Origin of the sequence: Novosphingobium sp. 18050 (assembly GCF_902706195.1) — a bacterium.
In the GTDB taxonomy this organism is placed as follows: domain Bacteria; phylum Pseudomonadota; class Alphaproteobacteria; order Sphingomonadales; family Sphingomonadaceae; genus Novosphingobium.
Genome location: NZ_CACSJO010000034.1, coordinates 21,760 through 38,262, shown reverse-complemented (window position 1 = coordinate 38,262; position 16,503 = coordinate 21,760). Strand labels below are relative to the sequence as shown.

Here is a 16,503-nt window from a genome sequence, read left to right as displayed (position 1 = left end):
GATACTGCCACCCCGAGCCCTGAAGCCCCGGGAGCAGGCGCCGTCGCCCACATGTCCCTTCATCAAAAACCTACAATGTCAAAAAGCACAACCAGACAAAAAACCCGGACAACCACTCATCCCCCGCGTCTTGCGATTAGGGAGAGAGCCAGATGCCCGTCCAATGTCGGCGACCGCGGCAACAACCAGATGGTCCGCTGCGGTGAACAGCCCTCTAAGAGCCACCCTCGATTCGGTCAACACTCTATTTCAAAAAAGCTTCATGAAACTCCCACAACCCCAGATTTGCGCCGTTTCTCGAACAAATGACGGCCCAAGATCCAGCCCCGCTGTCAGATTCATGTATGTTCGGGCAAGATTCCTTGCAGCCAGTCACGCATTGCGTGCGTTCGCTGTCGCAGCATGATTGCTTCACCAGAGTCAGGTGCTATCGCGTTGTACGTGTCTAACAGGTTCAAAACAGGCGTCCGCTCGGGCAGGGCAGCTATGCTTGCCCTTACTCTCGCAAGTGCGGGATGCACCGCCGCAGGCGGCGACGTTGCCAGTACGCCTTCGCCGGCAGCGGCTTCGGCGCCAGATGAAGCACCTGCGCCTCCCGCGCCCGCATGGTGGAAGGAAGCCGGGGACCCGGTTCTCGCGGCATTGGTGCAGCAGGGGCTCGATTCCAGCCAGGACGTGATCTGCCGCATCTCGGCCCTGAGCCAATACGATCTTCAGACCGCCGAAGATGCCAAGCGCCTTGGTGCCAGGCTGGGCCGGTTGCTGGGCGACAAGAACGTCCGCCCCGATCCCCAGCTTCGGGATGACAGGGTCGAACGGGTCGTCATCCGGCGCGTGCGACTCGCCCGGCAGATTGCATCTGCTTATGTAGAGGTCCGGCGCCTGCAACAGGACATTGCCCTGCGCAGCGCCCTGCGCTCCCAGTACAAAGATAACGCAGAAGTCGCGCAGTTCCGCCGCGAGGCCGGGCTGGCACCGGCTATCGACGGCGCCCTCGCCCGCTCGCAGGATGAGACCGCGCAGGGAGAGCTGGGCTTCGCGCAAGGCCGTCTCGACAGCGCCATGGCCGAACTCGCCCGCCTCGCCGGCGACAAGCCTGACGCTCTGGCCGAAAAGCTGGGTTCGCCCGGCGCCATCCCCGATCCGCCGGTCGACCCGCTCGCCATCGCTCCGCCCGAAGACCCGCGCCGTGCTTCGCTGGCCGACGACGTGCTACGCGAGGCCCGCCTTGCACAGGCGCTTCAGGAAGCGCGCCGCACCGTCAGGGATGCACGCGGAGCCTATCGCCAGGGAGTCGGACCGTTCTCTACGCTTTATGTGGCGGAAGCCGCTTCCACTGCAGTCGAACTTGCGCTTGTCGATGCGCGGGCTGGCCGGGTGACGGCAACGCTGGACTTGTGGTCCGGGCAGGACGAGGCATGGGCACGCGATGGACTCGCGCCCGTAGTCGCCCCCTTCCCGGCGCCCACGGCCGAAACGATAACGGTGACTGCCGCCTGTGACTGACGCCGAGACCGAACAGGAAACCCATTCCCCGCTCGACACCCTGCTGGGCGCCGCGCCTCGCCACGTCATGCGCCATTGGCTCAGCCTGCTGGTGCTGGCCCTGGCGGCCCTCGGCACGCTGACGTTCTTCGTCCGCTTCGTCACGGGCGAGGATTCCCCTTATTATTCTGCGCCGGTGGAGCGGGGGAACCTGATTCCACTGGTATCCGAGCGCGGACAGGTGCGCGGCTCGGGCGAAGTGACGGTCACCGCCCTTCTTCCGGGGCGCGTTACCTGGATTTCGGGTAAGAGCGACGGCGAAGTCCAAAAGGGTGAAGTGCTGGCAAAGCTCGACGCCGGAGAGGTGGCGAGCGCCGTCGAGATCGACCATTCGCGCGTGGTAGCGGCCCAGGCCATGCTCGATGCCGCACAAGTCTCCGCTCAGGATACCGGATCACGCCTCGCCCGCTTCGAAAGCGTGTGGAAGCGTTCGGGCGGGCGGGCGCCTGCACTGAACGAGATCGAGCGTGCCAGGGCCGACGCGCACCGGGCCGATCTCGGCGTCGCCGCAGCCCGTGCAGAAGCCCATGCTGCCAAGCTTCAACTCAAGGAAGATCAGGAACGTAAGGCCGGCGCCGAAGTACGCGCGCCGATTTCGGGGGTACTGGTCATGCGCCATGTCCAGCCGGGCCAGACGGTGACCGAACACCAGCCGCTGTTCACCATCGCCGCAGGCATTGCTCCGCTGACCACCGAAGTGCCGCTGTCCAACCAGCAGGCCAATCCGATCAAGGCCGGCACGCTGGCTCAGGTTCGCCTCGATGCGATGCCCGATACGCCGCAGTCGGCAACTCTCACTCTCCTGCGCGTCAGTCCCCCGCCGCAGACCACCCCGCCGCGCGCGGTCTTCACCATCGAGCGGCCCGACCCCAAGGTTCGCCCCGGCATGGCCGCCACCGTGGAGATCCAATTGCCTGAGCGCCACAATGTCCTGCTCGTGCCCGACGCCGCGCTCGCCTTCGAGCCGGTCGTGGGCCAGAAACGCAGGCGCGCGCGCATTTACGTGTTGGAGCGCGGCGACCCGAGGCGAGTCTACGTCACGGTCGGCGGCAGCGACGGCAAGCGCACAGAAGTCTTCGCAAACGACCTCGAACCGGGCGACCGCGCGATCATCGGTTGGCGGGACGCGACGAGCGGTGCGGAGCGGTCAGGCCGCTGAAAGGTCGCTGGTGCCATAGCGCCCGTGCAACAATCGGGCTGCTCGTGCGTATCGGCATCACGGCAGTTTGAGCATTTTCGAGACAGGTGGGATCACCTGATGACTCGGAAAATGCGGAAAACAAAAGATAGCTTGGGCATGATCCGGTCCAGCATGATCGGATCATGCCCAAGCGGCAACAAAGGGTATCCATTCTGATAAACGACGCGCAGATGTCGCGCCGCATGGCTGTCAGGCTTTTCGCGGCGCTTGCAGCAACGGGCGCCGCTGCAGGTGCTCTGCCCGCCGGTGTGCATGCCGCAGTGGGCGGCGCCGCGGCCGGCGGACGCATGGGGCCGCCTGCGGCGTTTTCGTGGGACAGCCTTATCGCTCAGGCCCGCGCCCTTGCCCGCAAGCCTTACGTCGAAACCCCGGATTCGCCCCGCGCCGCCGCCGATTACGACGCTGCGGGAAAGCTGACCTACGGTGACGCCAAGACCGTTGCAGGCAATGTTCGCCTGTTTCCGGCCGTGCGCGGCACCGCCCCCAAGCCGGTGCGCATCGCCCTGCTCGAAAACGGGCAGTCGCGCGAGATCATCGACACTGCCGGGCTGTTCGTCACCAGCGAGAACACCGACCCGGTCGGTTTCCGGGTGATGGATGCCACCGGGCGCAGCGACTGGCTGGCCTGGCAGGGCGCCAGCTATTTCCGCTCCTCGGGATCGCGCGACCAGTACGGCCTTTCCGCCCGCGCCATCGCCATCGACACCGGATTGCCCACCGGCGAGGAATTCCCCGCCTTCACCCATTTCTGGATCGAACAGACCGGGCCGGACAGCGTGCGCGTCTATGCCCTGCTCGATGGCCCCAGCCTTGCGGGCGCCTATTCCTTCGACTGCCGCAATGGTAAGGACAGCGCCGTACAAGATGTCACCGCCGCGCTGTTCCTGCGCAAGGCGGTCAAGCAGCTTGGCCTTGCCGCCGCGTCCAGCATGTTTTGGTACGACCAGTCGAACCGCGCCGCCCGCCCGGACTGGCGCCCCGAAATCCACGATTCCGATGGCCTTGCGATCTGGGCCGGCAATGGCGAGCGTGTATGGCGTCCGCTCGAAAACCCCTCGGTCGCCAAACTTCATTCGATGCAGGCGAAATCGCCAAAGGGCTTCGGCCTGCTCCAGCGCGACCAGGCTTTCGACCATTACCAGGACGACGGCGTCTTCTACGACCGCCGCCCCTCGCTCTGGGTAGAACCCAAGGGCGATTGGGGTGCGGGCGCGGTGTGCCTTTACGAAATGCCCACGAGCAGCGAGACCATGGACAACATCGCCATGTTCTGGCGCAGCGACAAGCCCGCCAGGGCGGGTGAGCGCCGCGACTTCACCTATCGCCTGACGTGGTCCTCAAGCGACCCGACCGCCGACCGCGCCTCGCGCTGCGTCGATATCTTCGAAGGGCCCGGCGGCATTCCCGGAGCCCCGCCGATGGCGGGCGTGCGCAAGTTCGTCTTCGATTTCGCAGGCCCTTCACTTGCCGGGCTGACGCGCGAAAGCGGCGTTACCCCCGAAACCGACCTGCCCAAGGGAGCAATCGTCTCTGCCGTCGCTTATCCCGTGGCCCGCTCCGATGCGCTTTGGCGCGTCATGATCGACGTGAGGACCACAGCCGTGACCCAGCCCGCTTTCCGCCTTTACCTCAAACGCGGCGATACCGCGCTTAGCGAAACCGTGATAAAGTCGCTGGAAACCGGAGCCGTATCGTGAGCGTGACCGTTCTGCCCGCGCCGCCCATGCTTCCTGCCGAAGCGCCGCTGGTGATGCCGGTGCAGAACCTCTACGGCAATCCTCCCGGCGCGATCGAAGTGCTGACCAGTCCCCACGGGATGCTGGTCAAGCGGATGCTGCTGATCGCGCTGACCGCCGTGATCGGGCTGGCCGCGTCGAGCACGGTGCGCATGGAACTGTCGCGCGACGGGCTCGACTGGGTCGAAATGCTGCTGCTGGTGTTCTTCGTGCCGCTGTTCTGCTGGATCGCCTTCGGCTTCGTCACTTCGACCATCGGTTTTCTCAAGCTCATCACCGGCGAGCATCCGGGCTTCACCGCATTGCCCAGCCCGGCGTCCAGCCTGCGCCACCGCACCGCCGTGCTGATGCCGGTCTACAACGAAAGCGTCGAGGAAGTCTTCGCCCGGGCCCGCGCCATGGCCAGTTCCATCGCCGCATCGGGCGGCGCGCCGTGGATCGACTTCTTCATCCTCAGCGATTCCAACCCCTTCCACGGCAAGCGCGAGGAAGCCGCCTGGCGCGAACTTGCCGCCGAAGCGCCGATCAAGGTCTATTACCGCCGCCGCGAGCAGAATACCGCCCGCAAGCCCGGCAACATCGCGGAATGGGTCCGCCGCTTCGGCGCGTCCTACGAATGCATGCTGATCCTCGACGCGGATTCGATGATGAGCGGCGACACCATCGTCGGCATGGCCTCGATCATGGAGGAACGCCCTTCGATCGGCCTGCTGCAGACGGTGCCGATGATCACCAATGCGCGTACCCTGTTCCAGCGCTGGATGCAGTTCGCCAGCGAGGCTTACGGGCCTATCGCCAGCGCCGGACTGCTGTGGTGGTCGGGCGCGGAATCCAACTTCTGGGGCCACAATGCGATCGTGCGCACCCGCGCTTTCGCCGATTCCTGCGGTCTGCCCGAACTGCCCGGCAAGGCCCCGTTCGGCGGCCACATCCTGAGCCACGACATGCTGGAATCGGCGCTGCTGCGTCGGCGTGGCTGGGCGGTGCACATGGTGATGATCGGCGGCAGCTACGAGGAATTCCCGCCGACCATCGTCGACATGGCGATCCGCGACCGGCGCTGGATGCAGGGCAACCTGCAGCACCTGCAACTGCTGGGCGCCTCCGGCCTGCACTGGACCAGCCGCCTTCACCTGCTGATCGGCGCTTCGGCCTATCTCACCTCGCCGGGCTGGCTGCTGCTGATCCTGGCGATGATCGGCCAGGTCGCCACCCGCGACACCGGCGGTTTCGTCACCCTTGCACCGCCCAGTGTGCTGGCGCTGACGGTCGTGCTGCTGTTCGGCCCCAAGCTGATGGGCACGATCTGGATGCTGGCCGACAAGGAGCGCCGTCGCAGCTTCGGCGGTGCAAGCGCGGTCCTGCGCACCGTGCCGCTGGAGATCGTGATGGGCATGCTGCTTGCCCCGATCACCATGGTCACCCAGACCAAGGCGCTGCTTGGCCTTTTGCTGGGCATCTCGGCAGGCTGGAACACCCAGGCCCGCGACGCCCGCCGCATCACCGTGCGCGAGATCCTGCCCGATCTTCGCGAACATCTGCTGCTGGGCGCGGCGCTGGCCGCCACGGCATGGCTCGATCCGGTGACCGCGCTGTGGCTCTCGCCGATCATCTTGGGCCTCATCGCCTCGCCATGGCTGATCAGCGTGACGTCAAGCGAGGCGCTCGGCAGCCGCGCGCACGCTGCCAGGTTCTTCCGCGTTCCCGAACCCGGCATCGCTGAAATCCCCAGTGCGCCGAAGTCGGAGGTTTCCCTTGCCGCAGGTCAGGTGGTGGTGGAGGCCTAACCCGCAAACAGCCTTTGCGCCGCATCGGGCGCGGAAGGGAAGTACATGTGCATGTAGCTCGCGGTGAGCGAGCCGACCCGGTACACCGCCTCGCCGCTGCGCCCGTCCGGGGTGGATGACCGGGCGACCGGCTCCAGCGCCGTTTCCAGCCGCGAATAGTGGAAGGTGTGGCCGCGCAGGGTGCCGCCTTCAAGTTCCACCTCCTGCATCCCCAGCGCCGTGAAGCGCGGCTGCATCGCCGCCTCGCCCGGCAGCAGGCCCAGCAGTTCGCCGCGCCGCCCCTGCCCGTCGACCAGCGCCGTGCAGGTATAGAGCATCCCCCCGCACTCGGCGAGGATCCGCTTGCTAGCAGCGTGATGCCCCCGGATCGCCGCCAGCATCGCATGATTGGCGGCCAGCGTTTCCAGATGAAGCTCGGGATAGCCCCCCGGCAGCCATAGCGCATCACACGCGGGCAGCGCGGCGTCCCGCAAGGGCGAGAAAAACGAAAGCCGCGCGCCGGAACGCTCCAGCCACTCCAGATTGGCGCGGTAGATAAAGGCGAACGCCTCGTCCCGCGCTACGGCGATGCGCTTGCCCGCAAGGCCCACGCCGGGCTGCGGCGCGGCTGAGGGCGCGGCGAATTCGACCGGCGGGGGCAAGTGCAGCGCAGCCTCGGGCAGCAGCGCGGCGGCGCGGTCGAGCCGGGCGTTCAGGTCCGCCACCTCACCCGCCTGCACCAGCCCGAGATGGCGTTCCGGCAGCGACATCCCGCCTTCGCGCGGCACTGCGCCCAGCCACGTTACCCCCGGCGGCATGCTGGCCTCCAGCAACTGCGCATGGCGCGCGCTGCCCACCCGGTTGGCGATCACCGCATGAAGGTCCAGCCCCGGACGGTAGGTCGCCAGCCCGTGGACCAGCGCCCCGAACGTCTGCGCCATCGACGATCCATCGACCACCGCCAGCACCGGCAAGCCAAAGCGCTGCGCCAGATCGGCGGCGCTGGGATCGCCGTCGAACAGCCCCATCACACCTTCCACCAGGATCAGGTCCCCCTCCTGCGCTGCTTTATGCAGCAGCGCGCGGCACTGCGCCTCGCCGCACATGAACAGGTCGAGCTGGTGGACCGGCGCCCCGCTGGCGACTTCGTGGACCATCGGATCGAGGAAATCCGGCCCGCACTTGAACACCCGCACCCGCCGCCCGGCGGCGCGGTGGCGGCGGGCCAGAGCCGCCGTCACCAGCGTCTTGCCCTGCCCGGAAGCGGGCGCGGCGACCAGCAGTGCCGGGCACCGTGCGGGGCTGTCGTGTGTCATGCCTTCGCACCTATGGCGCCCGGCCCGGCCACGCAAGCGCCCCCCCTTGCGCACCGGACCGGGCCGGGATAGTCCCGGCCCCGCGTCAGGTTCCCCGCAAGGGGATCAAAAGGGAACTCGGGTGAAACCCCCGGGGCTGCCCCTGCAACTGTAAGCGGCGAGCCATCCGGCCATTACGCCATTGGGACTGCAAGGTCCTGAGAAGGCGGCCGGATCGGCGCCGACCCGCGAGCCAGGAGACCTGCCTGTCGCCGTCGTTCTTCGACCGGACAGGGTGTGCCGGCCGAACGAGGGTGCAATTCCTCGCCGAGCGACAGCTTCAGACCTCGCAGCCTTCGGGCCGCGGGGGTCGATGTCGTCTGCGTGAAGGAAAAGCGTTTGAATTCAAGTTTCGCCGCCACTGCAACCGGCCTCGTGCTGGCCCTGGCCGCCGCCCCCGCCCTTGCGGACGAAAGCGGCAACGATGGCGCCGTCATCGTCACCGCGCTGCGCACCCCGGTCGCGGCAGACCGGGTTTCCGCGACCGTCACCGTGCTGGACGAACCCGCCATCGTCGCGCAGCAGCCCGTCGCCCTCACCGACGCGCTGCTGCGCACGCCGGGCATCAGCCTGTCGCGCAACGGCGGCTACGGCACCACCACATCCCTGCGCATCCGCGGCGCTGATGCCGGGCAGAGCGTCATGGTGATCGACGGGATGCGCCTGTCCGATCCCTCCTCCACCGCAGGCGGCTACGGCTTTTCCAACCTCCTGCTCGACGACATCGACCGCATCGAGATCCTGCGCGGGCCGCAATCGATCCTGTGGGGCAGCGATGCCATCGGCGGCGTGGTCAACGTGCGCACCCGCCGCCCGGCCCAGCCGCTGGAAGGCAGCCTCGCGGTAGAGGCTGGCACCCACGACACCGTCTCCGCCCGCGCCGGCATCGGCGGCACCTCGCAGGCGGTGGACTGGCGCCTGTCCGCCTCGCGCTTCACCACCGACGGCATCTCGGCCCGCTCCAGCAGCACCGAGGACGACGGCTATACCCGCAGCGGTGCCAGCGGCACGGTGACGGTGCGCCTGGCGCCGGGCGTAAGCCTAGACCTGCGCGGCTACTGGTCGAAATCGAACAACGACTTCGACGGCACCTCTGGCGATACCCTCGCCTACGGCCTGACCGAGGAATGGTCGGGCTATGCCGGGCTGAACTTCGCGCTGCTCGGCGGCAAGCTGGTCAACCGCATCGCCGTGCTCCAGTCCGAAACCGACCGCGAAAACTACGATCCCGCACGCTCGATCCGTCCGCTCACCTTCGATGCCCACGGCCGCGTGCGCCGCTTCGAGTATCAGGGCACCTATACGTTTTCGGACGCGGTTCAGGCCGTCTTCGGCGCCGAGCGTGAGGAGCAGCGGATGACCACCGCCTCGCCCGCGAACAGCGCCGCCGCCTATGTCCTCACGCCTACGCGCGTGGATACCAACAGCGTCTACGGCGAACTGCGTGTCAGCCCCGTCACCGGCCTCACCCTGAACGGCGGCGCGCGCTATTCCGACCAGTCGCGCTTCGGCGGCAACACGGTGCTGAGCGCGGGCGCGGTCTACACCCCCAACGAAGGCGCCACCGTGCTGCGCGCCAGCTATTCGCAAGGCTACAAGGCCCCCTCGCTCTACCAGATGTTCAGCATCTACGGCGCCGCCGACCTAGCCCCCGAAAAGGCGAAAGGCTGGGAACTGGGCGCCGAGCAGAACTTCGGAGAAGCCCTGCGCCTGTCCGCCACCTGGTTCCAGCGCGATACCGACAACCTGATCGACTTCGCCTATTGCCCGGTCAGCGGCGCCCAGCCCGACATCTGCTATATCCCCGGCACCGCGACCACCCGCTTCGGATACTACGCCAACGTCAAGGCGGCCAGGGCGCGCGGCCTCGAACTGGCCGCGCAAGGCAGGCTGGGCGTCCTGTTCGCCAGCGGCAACTATAGCTGGATCGAGGCGCAGGACCGCACCGACGGCAGCAGCACTTATGGCCGCCAGCTCCAGCGCGTGCCCCGCCACCTCGCCAATGCCGAGGCCGGGATCGACCTGCCGCAGGGGCTGCGCGCCAGCGTGGCCGCACGCTATTCGGGCGAGAGCTTCAACGCCGCCACCGGCACCGCAAAGCTGGACGATTACTGGCTGATAGACCTGCGCGCCCAGTGGGAAATCGCGCAGGGCCTCATCGTGCAGGGCCGGGTCGAGAACCTCACTGACAAGAACTACGAGACGGTCGCCGGCTACGGCACTCTGGGGCGCACCGTCACTTTCGGCACAAGGAGCCGCTTCTGATGCCCGACCCCGTCATGCTGAAACCTGTCGCCCCCGGCCCTTCGGTCGTCGTGTGCAATACCTGCCGTCTGGGCGCGGATGAACGCGAGGACGGCGAAGGCCGCCGCGGCGGCGCGCTGCTCGAACAGGCGCTGCGCGACGTGCAGGCGGCAGACCCGAAACTGCAGGGCGTGGCCGTGCAGGGGATGGCCTGCCTGTTCGCCTGCACCCGCCACTGCACCGTCCACATCCGCGCGCCCGGCAAGGTCGGCTACGTGCTGGGCGACTTCGCCCCGGACGAGGACGCCGCCCGCGCCATCCTGGAATATGCGGCCGCCCATGCCGCCAGCGAGGAAGGCCGCGTGCCGTTCCGCGAATGGCCGCAAGGCGTGAAAGGCCATTTCATCACCCGCACCCCGCCGGAAGGGTTCGTATGCACATGATCCGCTTCGCTGATCCCGCCGCTTTCGTCGCCGCGCTGGCCGCTTTGCCCGAGGCCGACGGCGTCAGCCGCGATGCCGCGCGCGATCGCCAGTCCCGCCTTACCAAACCGGCAGGCGCGCTGGGACGGCTTGAGGATATCGCCGTGTTCATGGCCGGTTGGCAGGGGTGCGAACGCCCCCGTGTGGACACCGTGCAGGCGGTTATCTTCGCCGGCAACCACGGCGTCGCGGCGCAGGGTGTCAGTGCCTATCCGCCCGAAGTGACGGTGCAGATGGTCGCCAACTTCAAGGCCGGCGGCGCGGCGATAAACGCCCTGACGAAAGCCTGCGGAGCCGACCTCTCGGTAGTCGCCCTCGATCTGGACCGCCCCACCGGCGACATCACGCGAATGCCCGCCATGAGCGTGGAGGAATGCCTCGATGCGCTGAATCAAGGCGCAGCCTCGTTACGCGAAGACACCCAGCTCCTGCTGGTGGGCGAAATGGGCATCGGCAACACCACCCCCGCTGCCGCGCTGTGCGCGCAGGCACTGGGCGGCGAGGCACAGGACTGGATCGGACGCGGCACCGGGCTGGACGATGCCGGCCTTGCCCGCAAGGCGGCAGCGGTGGAAGCCGCGCTGGCCCTGCACGGACCGGCCTGCACCACCGCCTTCGAAACCCTGCGACGCCTCGGCGGGCGCGAGATCGCGGCCATGGCGGGCGCCATCCTCGCCGCGCGGCTACGGGGGGTTCCGGTGCTGCTCGACGGCTTCATCGCCTCTGCCGCGATCGCCCCACTGGCGCGCGACAACCCCTCCTTAACGCAGCACTGCCTTGCCGCGCACTGCTCCGCCGAAGCGGGCCACACCCGCCTGCTGGCCGCGCTGAACCTCGAACCGCTGCTGAACCTCGGCCTGCGGCTGGGCGAGGCCACCGGCGCCGCGCTGGCCGTGCCGATCGTGCGCGCCGCCCTGGCCGCACATGACGAGATGGCGACGTTCGAGGAAGCCGCCGTGGCTGGTGGAAACTGAGAACGGCCCGGTGACCGAAATCCTCGTCCACCTCATGCGCCACGGCATTCCGGTCCAGCCGAACCTGCTGCTCGGCCAGCGCGACGATGCGCCGCTGCCCAGTGGAACCGCCAGATGCGTGGCGGCGGCAGAGGGGCTGGCGTTCGACCGGGTGATCTCCTCCGACCTTTCCCGCGCCCTCATCCCCGCCGCCCGCATCGCCGCAGCGCGCGCCCTACCGCATAGCGTGGACCCCCGCTGGCGCGAACTCGACTTCGGTGCATGGACCGGCCTCGCCCCCGCAGAGGTCGAGGCCACCTCCCACGCCCTGTTCTGGGACGACCCGGAAGCCAACGCCCCGCCCGAAGGCGAGCGCTGGTCCCAGCTCAGCACCCGCGTCGGCGCGGCGCTGACCGGGATCGATGCCTCCACCCTCGTCCTCACCCACGGCGGCGCGATGCGCGCGGCGCTGGCGGCATTGTTCCACATGGAACATCGCCACGTCTGGTCGTTCGACCTGCCCTATTCCTGCGTCCTTACCTTGCGCGTATGGCCGGGCGAGGCTGTACCCACCGCGCAGATCGTGGGCCTGACGACATGAAGGGCCTGATCCTCGCGCTCCAGTTCCTGACCCGGCTGCCCCTGCCGCAAGTGCAGGCGGACAAACAGGACTTTGCGCGGGCGATGCGCTGGTTCCCGGTCGCCGGGCTGGCGGTGGGCGCCGCCGTGGCCGGTCCCTGGTGGCTGCTGCAGGGCCGTGACCCCTGGCTGGGCGCATTGGCAGGCCTCACCGGCTGGACCGCGATCACCGGCGCCCTGCACCTCGACGGGCTGGGCGACGTGGCGGACGGCGCCGGCGCTGCCCACGGCGGGCGGGAACGGCTTTCCGCCGTGATGGCCGATCCGCACGTCGGCAGCTTCGCCGTGGTGGTGATCGTAGTGCAACTGATGGCCAAGCTGGTCCTGCTGCACGCCCTGCCCGCAACGCAAGTCGCCGCTCTGATCGCCGTCCCGGTGCTCGCGCGCATCGCCCCCATCGCCTGGACCCTGTACCTGCCGCCCCTTCATGAAGGCCTCGGCACTGCCTTTCGCAGCGGCGTGGGACGGCTTCACCTGCTGTTCTGGAGCCTTGCCGCAATCGCCGCCGCCGTTCTGCTCGGCCCGGCGCTGCTGATCCTGTTCGCCGCCGTCCCGCTATGGGGCTGGTGGCTGCGCGCGCGTCTTGGCGGTATTTCGGGCGACGGGCACGGCGCCGGGATCGAACTGCTGGAAACCGCAATGCTCGCCGCACTCGTGCTGATCCCCGTGACGTTGACCCCATGACACAGCCATTCCTCCACCACGGCGGCCGCCTGAGCGAAGCCGCGCGCACGTTCGGCGGCGCCGACTGGCTGGACCTCTCCACCGGTCTCAATCCCTCCCCCTGGCCCACAGGCAAGGCCCCCGCCTGCGACTGGACCGCCCTGCCGGACCCAGAAGCCCTCACCGCCCTCGAACACGAGGCTGCGCGCCATTTCGGGGCCGATCCGGCGCGGGTCTGCGCCGTGCCGGGCAGCGAAACGGCGCTGCGCCTGCTGGCCCTGCTGCTGGACCTGCCCGGACGCGCCCTCACCCCCGCCTACCGCACCCATGCAGAGGCGTTCACCCCTTCGCGCCCCATCGCCTTCGCGCAAGCGCCGCAGCGCGCCGAAGTCGTGGTACTCGCCAACCCCAACAATCCCGACGGCCTGCTGCGCGCGCCCGCCGCGATCCGAAGCTGGCACGAAGCGATCGCCCGGACCGGAGGCTGGCTGATCGTCGACGAGGCCTTTGCCGACTGCCAGCCCGAAATCAGCGTCGCGACGGACGTCCAGCCGGGCGCGCGGCTGATCGTCCTGCGCTCGTTCGGCAAGTTCTTCGGCCTTGCCGCGCTGCGCCTGGGCTTCGTGATCGCCCCGCCCTCGCTCGCCGCACGGCTGCGCAGCGTGCTGGGCAGCTGGCCCCTCCACGCCGCCGCGCTGACCATCGGCCGCGCCGCTTACGCCGACCATGAATGGACCGCCCGCACCCGCGCCGATCTCCCCCGCCGCGCCGCCGCGCTCGACGGCGTGCTGCAAAGCCACGGCTTCAGCCCGCAAGGCGCCTGCCCGCTGTTCCGCTACCTGACCGGGTGCAACGCGCAGGCCCTGTTCACCCGTCTTGCGCAGGCGCAAATCCTCACCCGCCCGTTTGCGACGCGCCCCGATACGCTGCGCCTTGGCGTTCCCGCCGATGTCCGCGCGCTTGTCCGGCTGGACCGGGCGCTGGCCGATGGCTGAACCCATCGCCGCCGCCGCGCTGGCGATCGAGGCGGCGCTGGGCTGGCCGAACCGGCTCCATGCCCTGACCGGCCACCCGGTAGGCCTGTTCGCAAAGATCATCGCGGCCTGCGACGGCGCGCTCAACCGCCCGCACTGGACGGACCTGCTCCGCCGCATCGCCGGACTTGCCGCCACGCTGGCTTTAATCGCGCTGACGCTCGGCGCCGCCGCCCTTGCCGAAAGCGCCGTGCGCGCGCTGGCCGGTGCATGGGCGTGGCCGATCCTGGCCCTGCTCGCCTGGCCTGCCTTGGCCGCGCGCAGTCTCGACGATCACGTTCGGCCCATCCTGACCGCGCTCAAAGCGGGAGACCTGCCAGCCGCCCGCCGCGCCGTGGGCATGATCGTGGGCCGCGATACCACGCAGCTCGACGAACCCGGCGTCACCCGCGCCGCGATCGAGAGCCTTGCCGAAAGTTTCTGCGACGGTGTCGTAGCGCCGCTGTTCTGGCTCCTCGTGCTGGGCCTGCCCGGTGCCTGGGCGCTCAAAGCGATCAACACCGCCGACAGCATGATCGGCCACCGCGAGGAACCGTACCGCGCCTATGGCTGGGCCGCCGCGCGGATCGACGACGCGGCGATGCTGATCCCCGCGCGGCTTTCCGGCATCCTGCTGTGCCTGGCCGGAGGCGGCTGGCGGACGATGGCCCGTGATCACGCCCGCCACGCCTCGCCCAATGCCGGCTGGCCGGAAGCGGCGATGGCCGGTGCGCTGGGCGTCCGGCTGGCCGGGCCGATCGCCTACGACGGGGTGCTTGCCGACAAGCCGTGGATCGGGAAGGACGGGCGCGAAGCCGCCCCGCACGACCTGGCCTGCGCCCTTACCATCTACCGGCGCGCCTGCGTCATACTGGGAGCATTCGCCTTGATCGTGACGGCAGGAGCAGCATTTTGGCAGGCCTGATGCTGCAGGGGACCGGCTCGGACGTCGGCAAATCGGTGCTGGTCGCGGGGCTGTGCCGCGCCGCTGCCAACCGGGGCCTTTCGGTGCTGCCCTTCAAGCCGCAGAACATGTCGAACAACGCCGCCGTCACCCCCAATGGCGGCGAAATCGGCCGCGCGCAGGCGCTGCAGGCGCTGGCCGCCCGCGCCCCGCTGCATGTCGACATGAACCCGGTGCTGCTCAAACCGCAAGCAGACCGCACCTCGCAGCTTATCGTGCTTGGGCAGGTGCGCGGCACGCTGGGCGCCGCCAACTTCCGCGAAGCGCGCCGCCCGCTGCTGCCCGAAGTGCTGGCCAGCTACCGCCGGTTGGAGGCGCGCTGTGACCTCGTAATCGTCGAAGGCGCAGGCTCTCCCGCCGAGATCAACCTGCGCGCCGGAGACATCGCCAACATGGGCTTCGCGCGCGAGGCGAACGTGCCGGTGGTGCTGGCCGGCGATATCGACCGGGGCGGCGTGATCGCCGCCGTGGTCGGCACCCGCGCCGTGATCGATCCCGAGGACGCAGCGATGATTCGCGGCTTCCTCATCAACAAGTTCCGGGGCGATCCGGCCCTTTTCGCAGATGGCTACACCGCGATAGAGCGCCTTTCGGGCTGGCGCGGCTTCGGGGTGCTGCCCTGGGTGCCCGCCGTCGCGCAGTTGCCCAGCGAGGATGCGGTGGTGCTGGAACGCGGCCTTGGCGCAAAGGCGGGAAAACTGCTCGTCGCCTGTCCGATCCTGCCGCGCATCGCCAATTTCGACGATCTGGACCCGCTGCGGCAGGAAAGCGGCGTGGAGGTGGCGATGATCCCGCCCGGCAGCCCGATCCCGCAAAGCGCCGCGCTGATCGTCCTGCCCGGCTCCAAGGCGACCATCGCCGACCTTGCCTTCCTGCGCGCGCAGGGCTGGGACATCGACCTTCTGGCCCACCATCGGCGCGGCGGCGCGGTGCTGGGTATCTGCGGCGGCTACCAGATGCTGGGCCGCTCCGTCGCCGACCCTCAGGGCATCGAGGGACCGCCCGGCGAAGTCGCCGGCCTTGGCCTGCTGGATGTCGCCACCGTACTGGGCAACCGCAAGGCGCTGGCAGAAGTCGAAGGCACCGCGCTGGGCGCACGCTTCAAGGGCTATGAAATGCACATGGGCGTGACCGATGGGCCTGACGCGCTGCGCGCCTTCGCCAGCCTTGATGGCGCCCAATCGCCGTCCCGCAGCGACGGCGCGATCAGCCGCGACGGGCTGGTTCTGGGCACCTACTGCCACGGCCTTCTCGCCCGCCCGGACCTGCGTGCCGCCCTGCTCTGGCGAATCGGCGCGCAGTCGGACGGTTTCGATAACGACGCCCGCGTCGATGCCGCGCTGGATGCGCTGGCGGAGGCGATGGAGGAGCACCTCGATATCGACGACCTGCTCGCGCTGGCAGGCGTGCGGACATGAGCGGCGCCCTGTTCGTGCTGGGCGGCGCGCGCTCGGGCAAAAGCCGCTATGCGCAAGGCCGCGTCGAGGCGCATCCCGGCACCCTCGCCTACATCGCCACCGCGCAGGCCTTTGACGCCGAGATGGAACACCGCATCGCCCGCCACCAGGACGACCGGGGCGGCCGCTGGACGACGCTGGAGGAACCACTGGACCTTGCCGGCGCCATCCACCGCGCTGCCGAAACTGCCGACGCCGTGCTGGTAGACTGCCTGACGTTGTGGCTCAGCAACCTGATATTGGCGGACATGCCGCTGGACGAACCCGTCGCCGCGCTGGGCGAGGCGATGGGCCGCTGCCTATGCCCGCTAGTTCTGGTATCGAACGAGGTGGGGCTGAGCATCGTGCCCGAAAACGCGCTTGCCCGCCGGTTCCGTGACGAAGCGGGGCGCCTGAACCAGACGGTCGCGGCCTTGGCGCATGAAGTTCAGTTCATCGCGGCGGGCCTGCCGCTGAGACTCAAGTAGCGCCGGACCTTGGCCAAT

14 protein-coding genes and 1 riboswitch are annotated in these 16,503 nt (G+C 68.8%); of the genes, 13 read left to right on the top strand and 1 reads right to left on the bottom strand.

The features are described from left to right. The first annotated feature begins 486 nt into the window (after positions 1 to 486). The 4 genes from GVL61_RS21840 to mdoH all read left to right on the top strand — a co-directional run bounded on the left by GVL61_RS21840 (position 487) and on the right by mdoH (position 6,269). A complete protein-coding gene (locus tag GVL61_RS21840) occupies positions 487 to 1,506 on the top strand; it encodes an RND transporter (protein ID WP_235037838.1) in 1,020 nt (339 codons plus the stop codon). Further along, positions 1,499 to 2,704, top strand: a complete 1,206-nt coding sequence (locus GVL61_RS21835; protein ID WP_235037837.1) for an efflux RND transporter periplasmic adaptor subunit — start codon at positions 1,499 to 1,501, stop codon at positions 2,702 to 2,704. The genes GVL61_RS21840 and GVL61_RS21835 overlap by 8 nt, the downstream gene beginning before the upstream one ends. Before the next feature lie 224 nt (positions 2,705 to 2,928). Continuing rightward, positions 2,929 to 4,443, top strand: a complete 1,515-nt coding sequence (locus GVL61_RS21830) for a glucan biosynthesis protein (protein ID WP_235037836.1) — start codon at positions 2,929 to 2,931, stop codon at positions 4,441 to 4,443. 26 nt (positions 4,444 to 4,469) lie between these two features. Beyond that, positions 4,470 to 6,269, top strand: coding sequence for a glucans biosynthesis glucosyltransferase MdoH (gene mdoH, locus GVL61_RS21825; protein ID WP_235037839.1), 1,800 nt, complete (start codon positions 4,470 to 4,472; stop codon positions 6,267 to 6,269). Here the strand turns inward: mdoH and GVL61_RS21820 are convergent. Next, a complete protein-coding gene (locus GVL61_RS21820) occupies positions 6,266 to 7,564 on the bottom strand; it encodes a cobyrinate a,c-diamide synthase (protein WP_159982895.1) in 1,299 nt (432 codons plus the stop codon). The genes mdoH and GVL61_RS21820 overlap by 4 nt on opposite strands. A 70-nt stretch (positions 7,565 to 7,634) precedes the next feature. Next, a riboswitch (cobalamin riboswitch) is annotated at positions 7,635 to 7,828 on the top strand. Positions 7,829 to 7,942: 114 nt separating this feature from the next. On the opposite strand from GVL61_RS21820, the gene GVL61_RS21815 reads away from it, so the two are divergent. The 9 genes from GVL61_RS21815 to cobU are packed head-to-tail and all read left to right on the top strand — an operon-like array spanning position 7,943 to position 16,485. Beyond that, complete coding sequence (locus GVL61_RS21815) at positions 7,943 to 9,868, top strand: TonB-dependent siderophore receptor (RefSeq protein ID WP_235037835.1); 1,926 nt, start codon at positions 7,943 to 7,945, stop codon at positions 9,866 to 9,868. Between the two features lie 14 nt (positions 9,869 to 9,882). Further along, positions 9,883 to 10,290 carry a DUF1636 domain-containing protein gene (locus tag GVL61_RS21810; protein WP_159982911.1) on the top strand — a complete coding sequence of 136 codons (408 nt, stop codon included), beginning with the start codon at positions 9,883 to 9,885 and terminating at the stop codon, positions 10,288 to 10,290. Then, positions 10,287 to 11,303 carry a nicotinate-nucleotide--dimethylbenzimidazole phosphoribosyltransferase gene (cobT, locus tag GVL61_RS21805; RefSeq protein ID WP_159982891.1) on the top strand — a complete coding sequence of 339 codons (1,017 nt, stop codon included), beginning with the start codon at positions 10,287 to 10,289 and terminating at the stop codon, positions 11,301 to 11,303. Before GVL61_RS21810 ends, cobT begins: the two co-directional genes overlap by 4 nt. Then, complete coding sequence (locus GVL61_RS21800) at positions 11,293 to 11,883, top strand: histidine phosphatase family protein (RefSeq protein ID WP_368667143.1); 591 nt, start codon at positions 11,293 to 11,295, stop codon at positions 11,881 to 11,883. The genes cobT and GVL61_RS21800 overlap by 11 nt, the downstream gene beginning before the upstream one ends. Continuing rightward, positions 11,880 to 12,605, top strand: coding sequence for an adenosylcobinamide-GDP ribazoletransferase (locus tag GVL61_RS21795; RefSeq protein WP_159982889.1), 726 nt, complete (start codon positions 11,880 to 11,882; stop codon positions 12,603 to 12,605). Before GVL61_RS21800 ends, GVL61_RS21795 begins: the two co-directional genes overlap by 4 nt. Next, positions 12,602 to 13,579 (top strand): threonine-phosphate decarboxylase, encoded by a 978-nt coding sequence (locus tag GVL61_RS21790; protein WP_159982887.1) that lies wholly within the window; start codon positions 12,602 to 12,604, stop codon positions 13,577 to 13,579. The genes GVL61_RS21795 and GVL61_RS21790 overlap by 4 nt, the downstream gene beginning before the upstream one ends. Continuing rightward, positions 13,572 to 14,522, top strand: coding sequence for an adenosylcobinamide-phosphate synthase CbiB (gene cbiB, locus GVL61_RS21785; RefSeq protein ID WP_159982885.1), 951 nt, complete (start codon positions 13,572 to 13,574; stop codon positions 14,520 to 14,522). The genes GVL61_RS21790 and cbiB overlap by 8 nt, the downstream gene beginning before the upstream one ends. Continuing rightward, positions 14,510 to 15,979 (top strand): cobyric acid synthase, encoded by a 1,470-nt coding sequence (locus GVL61_RS21780; protein ID WP_159982883.1) that lies wholly within the window; start codon positions 14,510 to 14,512, stop codon positions 15,977 to 15,979. Before cbiB ends, GVL61_RS21780 begins: the two co-directional genes overlap by 13 nt. Further along, the gene (gene cobU, locus GVL61_RS21775) at positions 15,976 to 16,485 is read left to right on the top strand and encodes a bifunctional adenosylcobinamide kinase/adenosylcobinamide-phosphate guanylyltransferase (protein WP_200844908.1); all 510 of its coding nucleotides are present in this window, start codon (positions 15,976 to 15,978) and stop codon (positions 16,483 to 16,485) included. Before GVL61_RS21780 ends, cobU begins: the two co-directional genes overlap by 4 nt. Positions 16,486 to 16,503 lie beyond the last annotated feature (18 nt).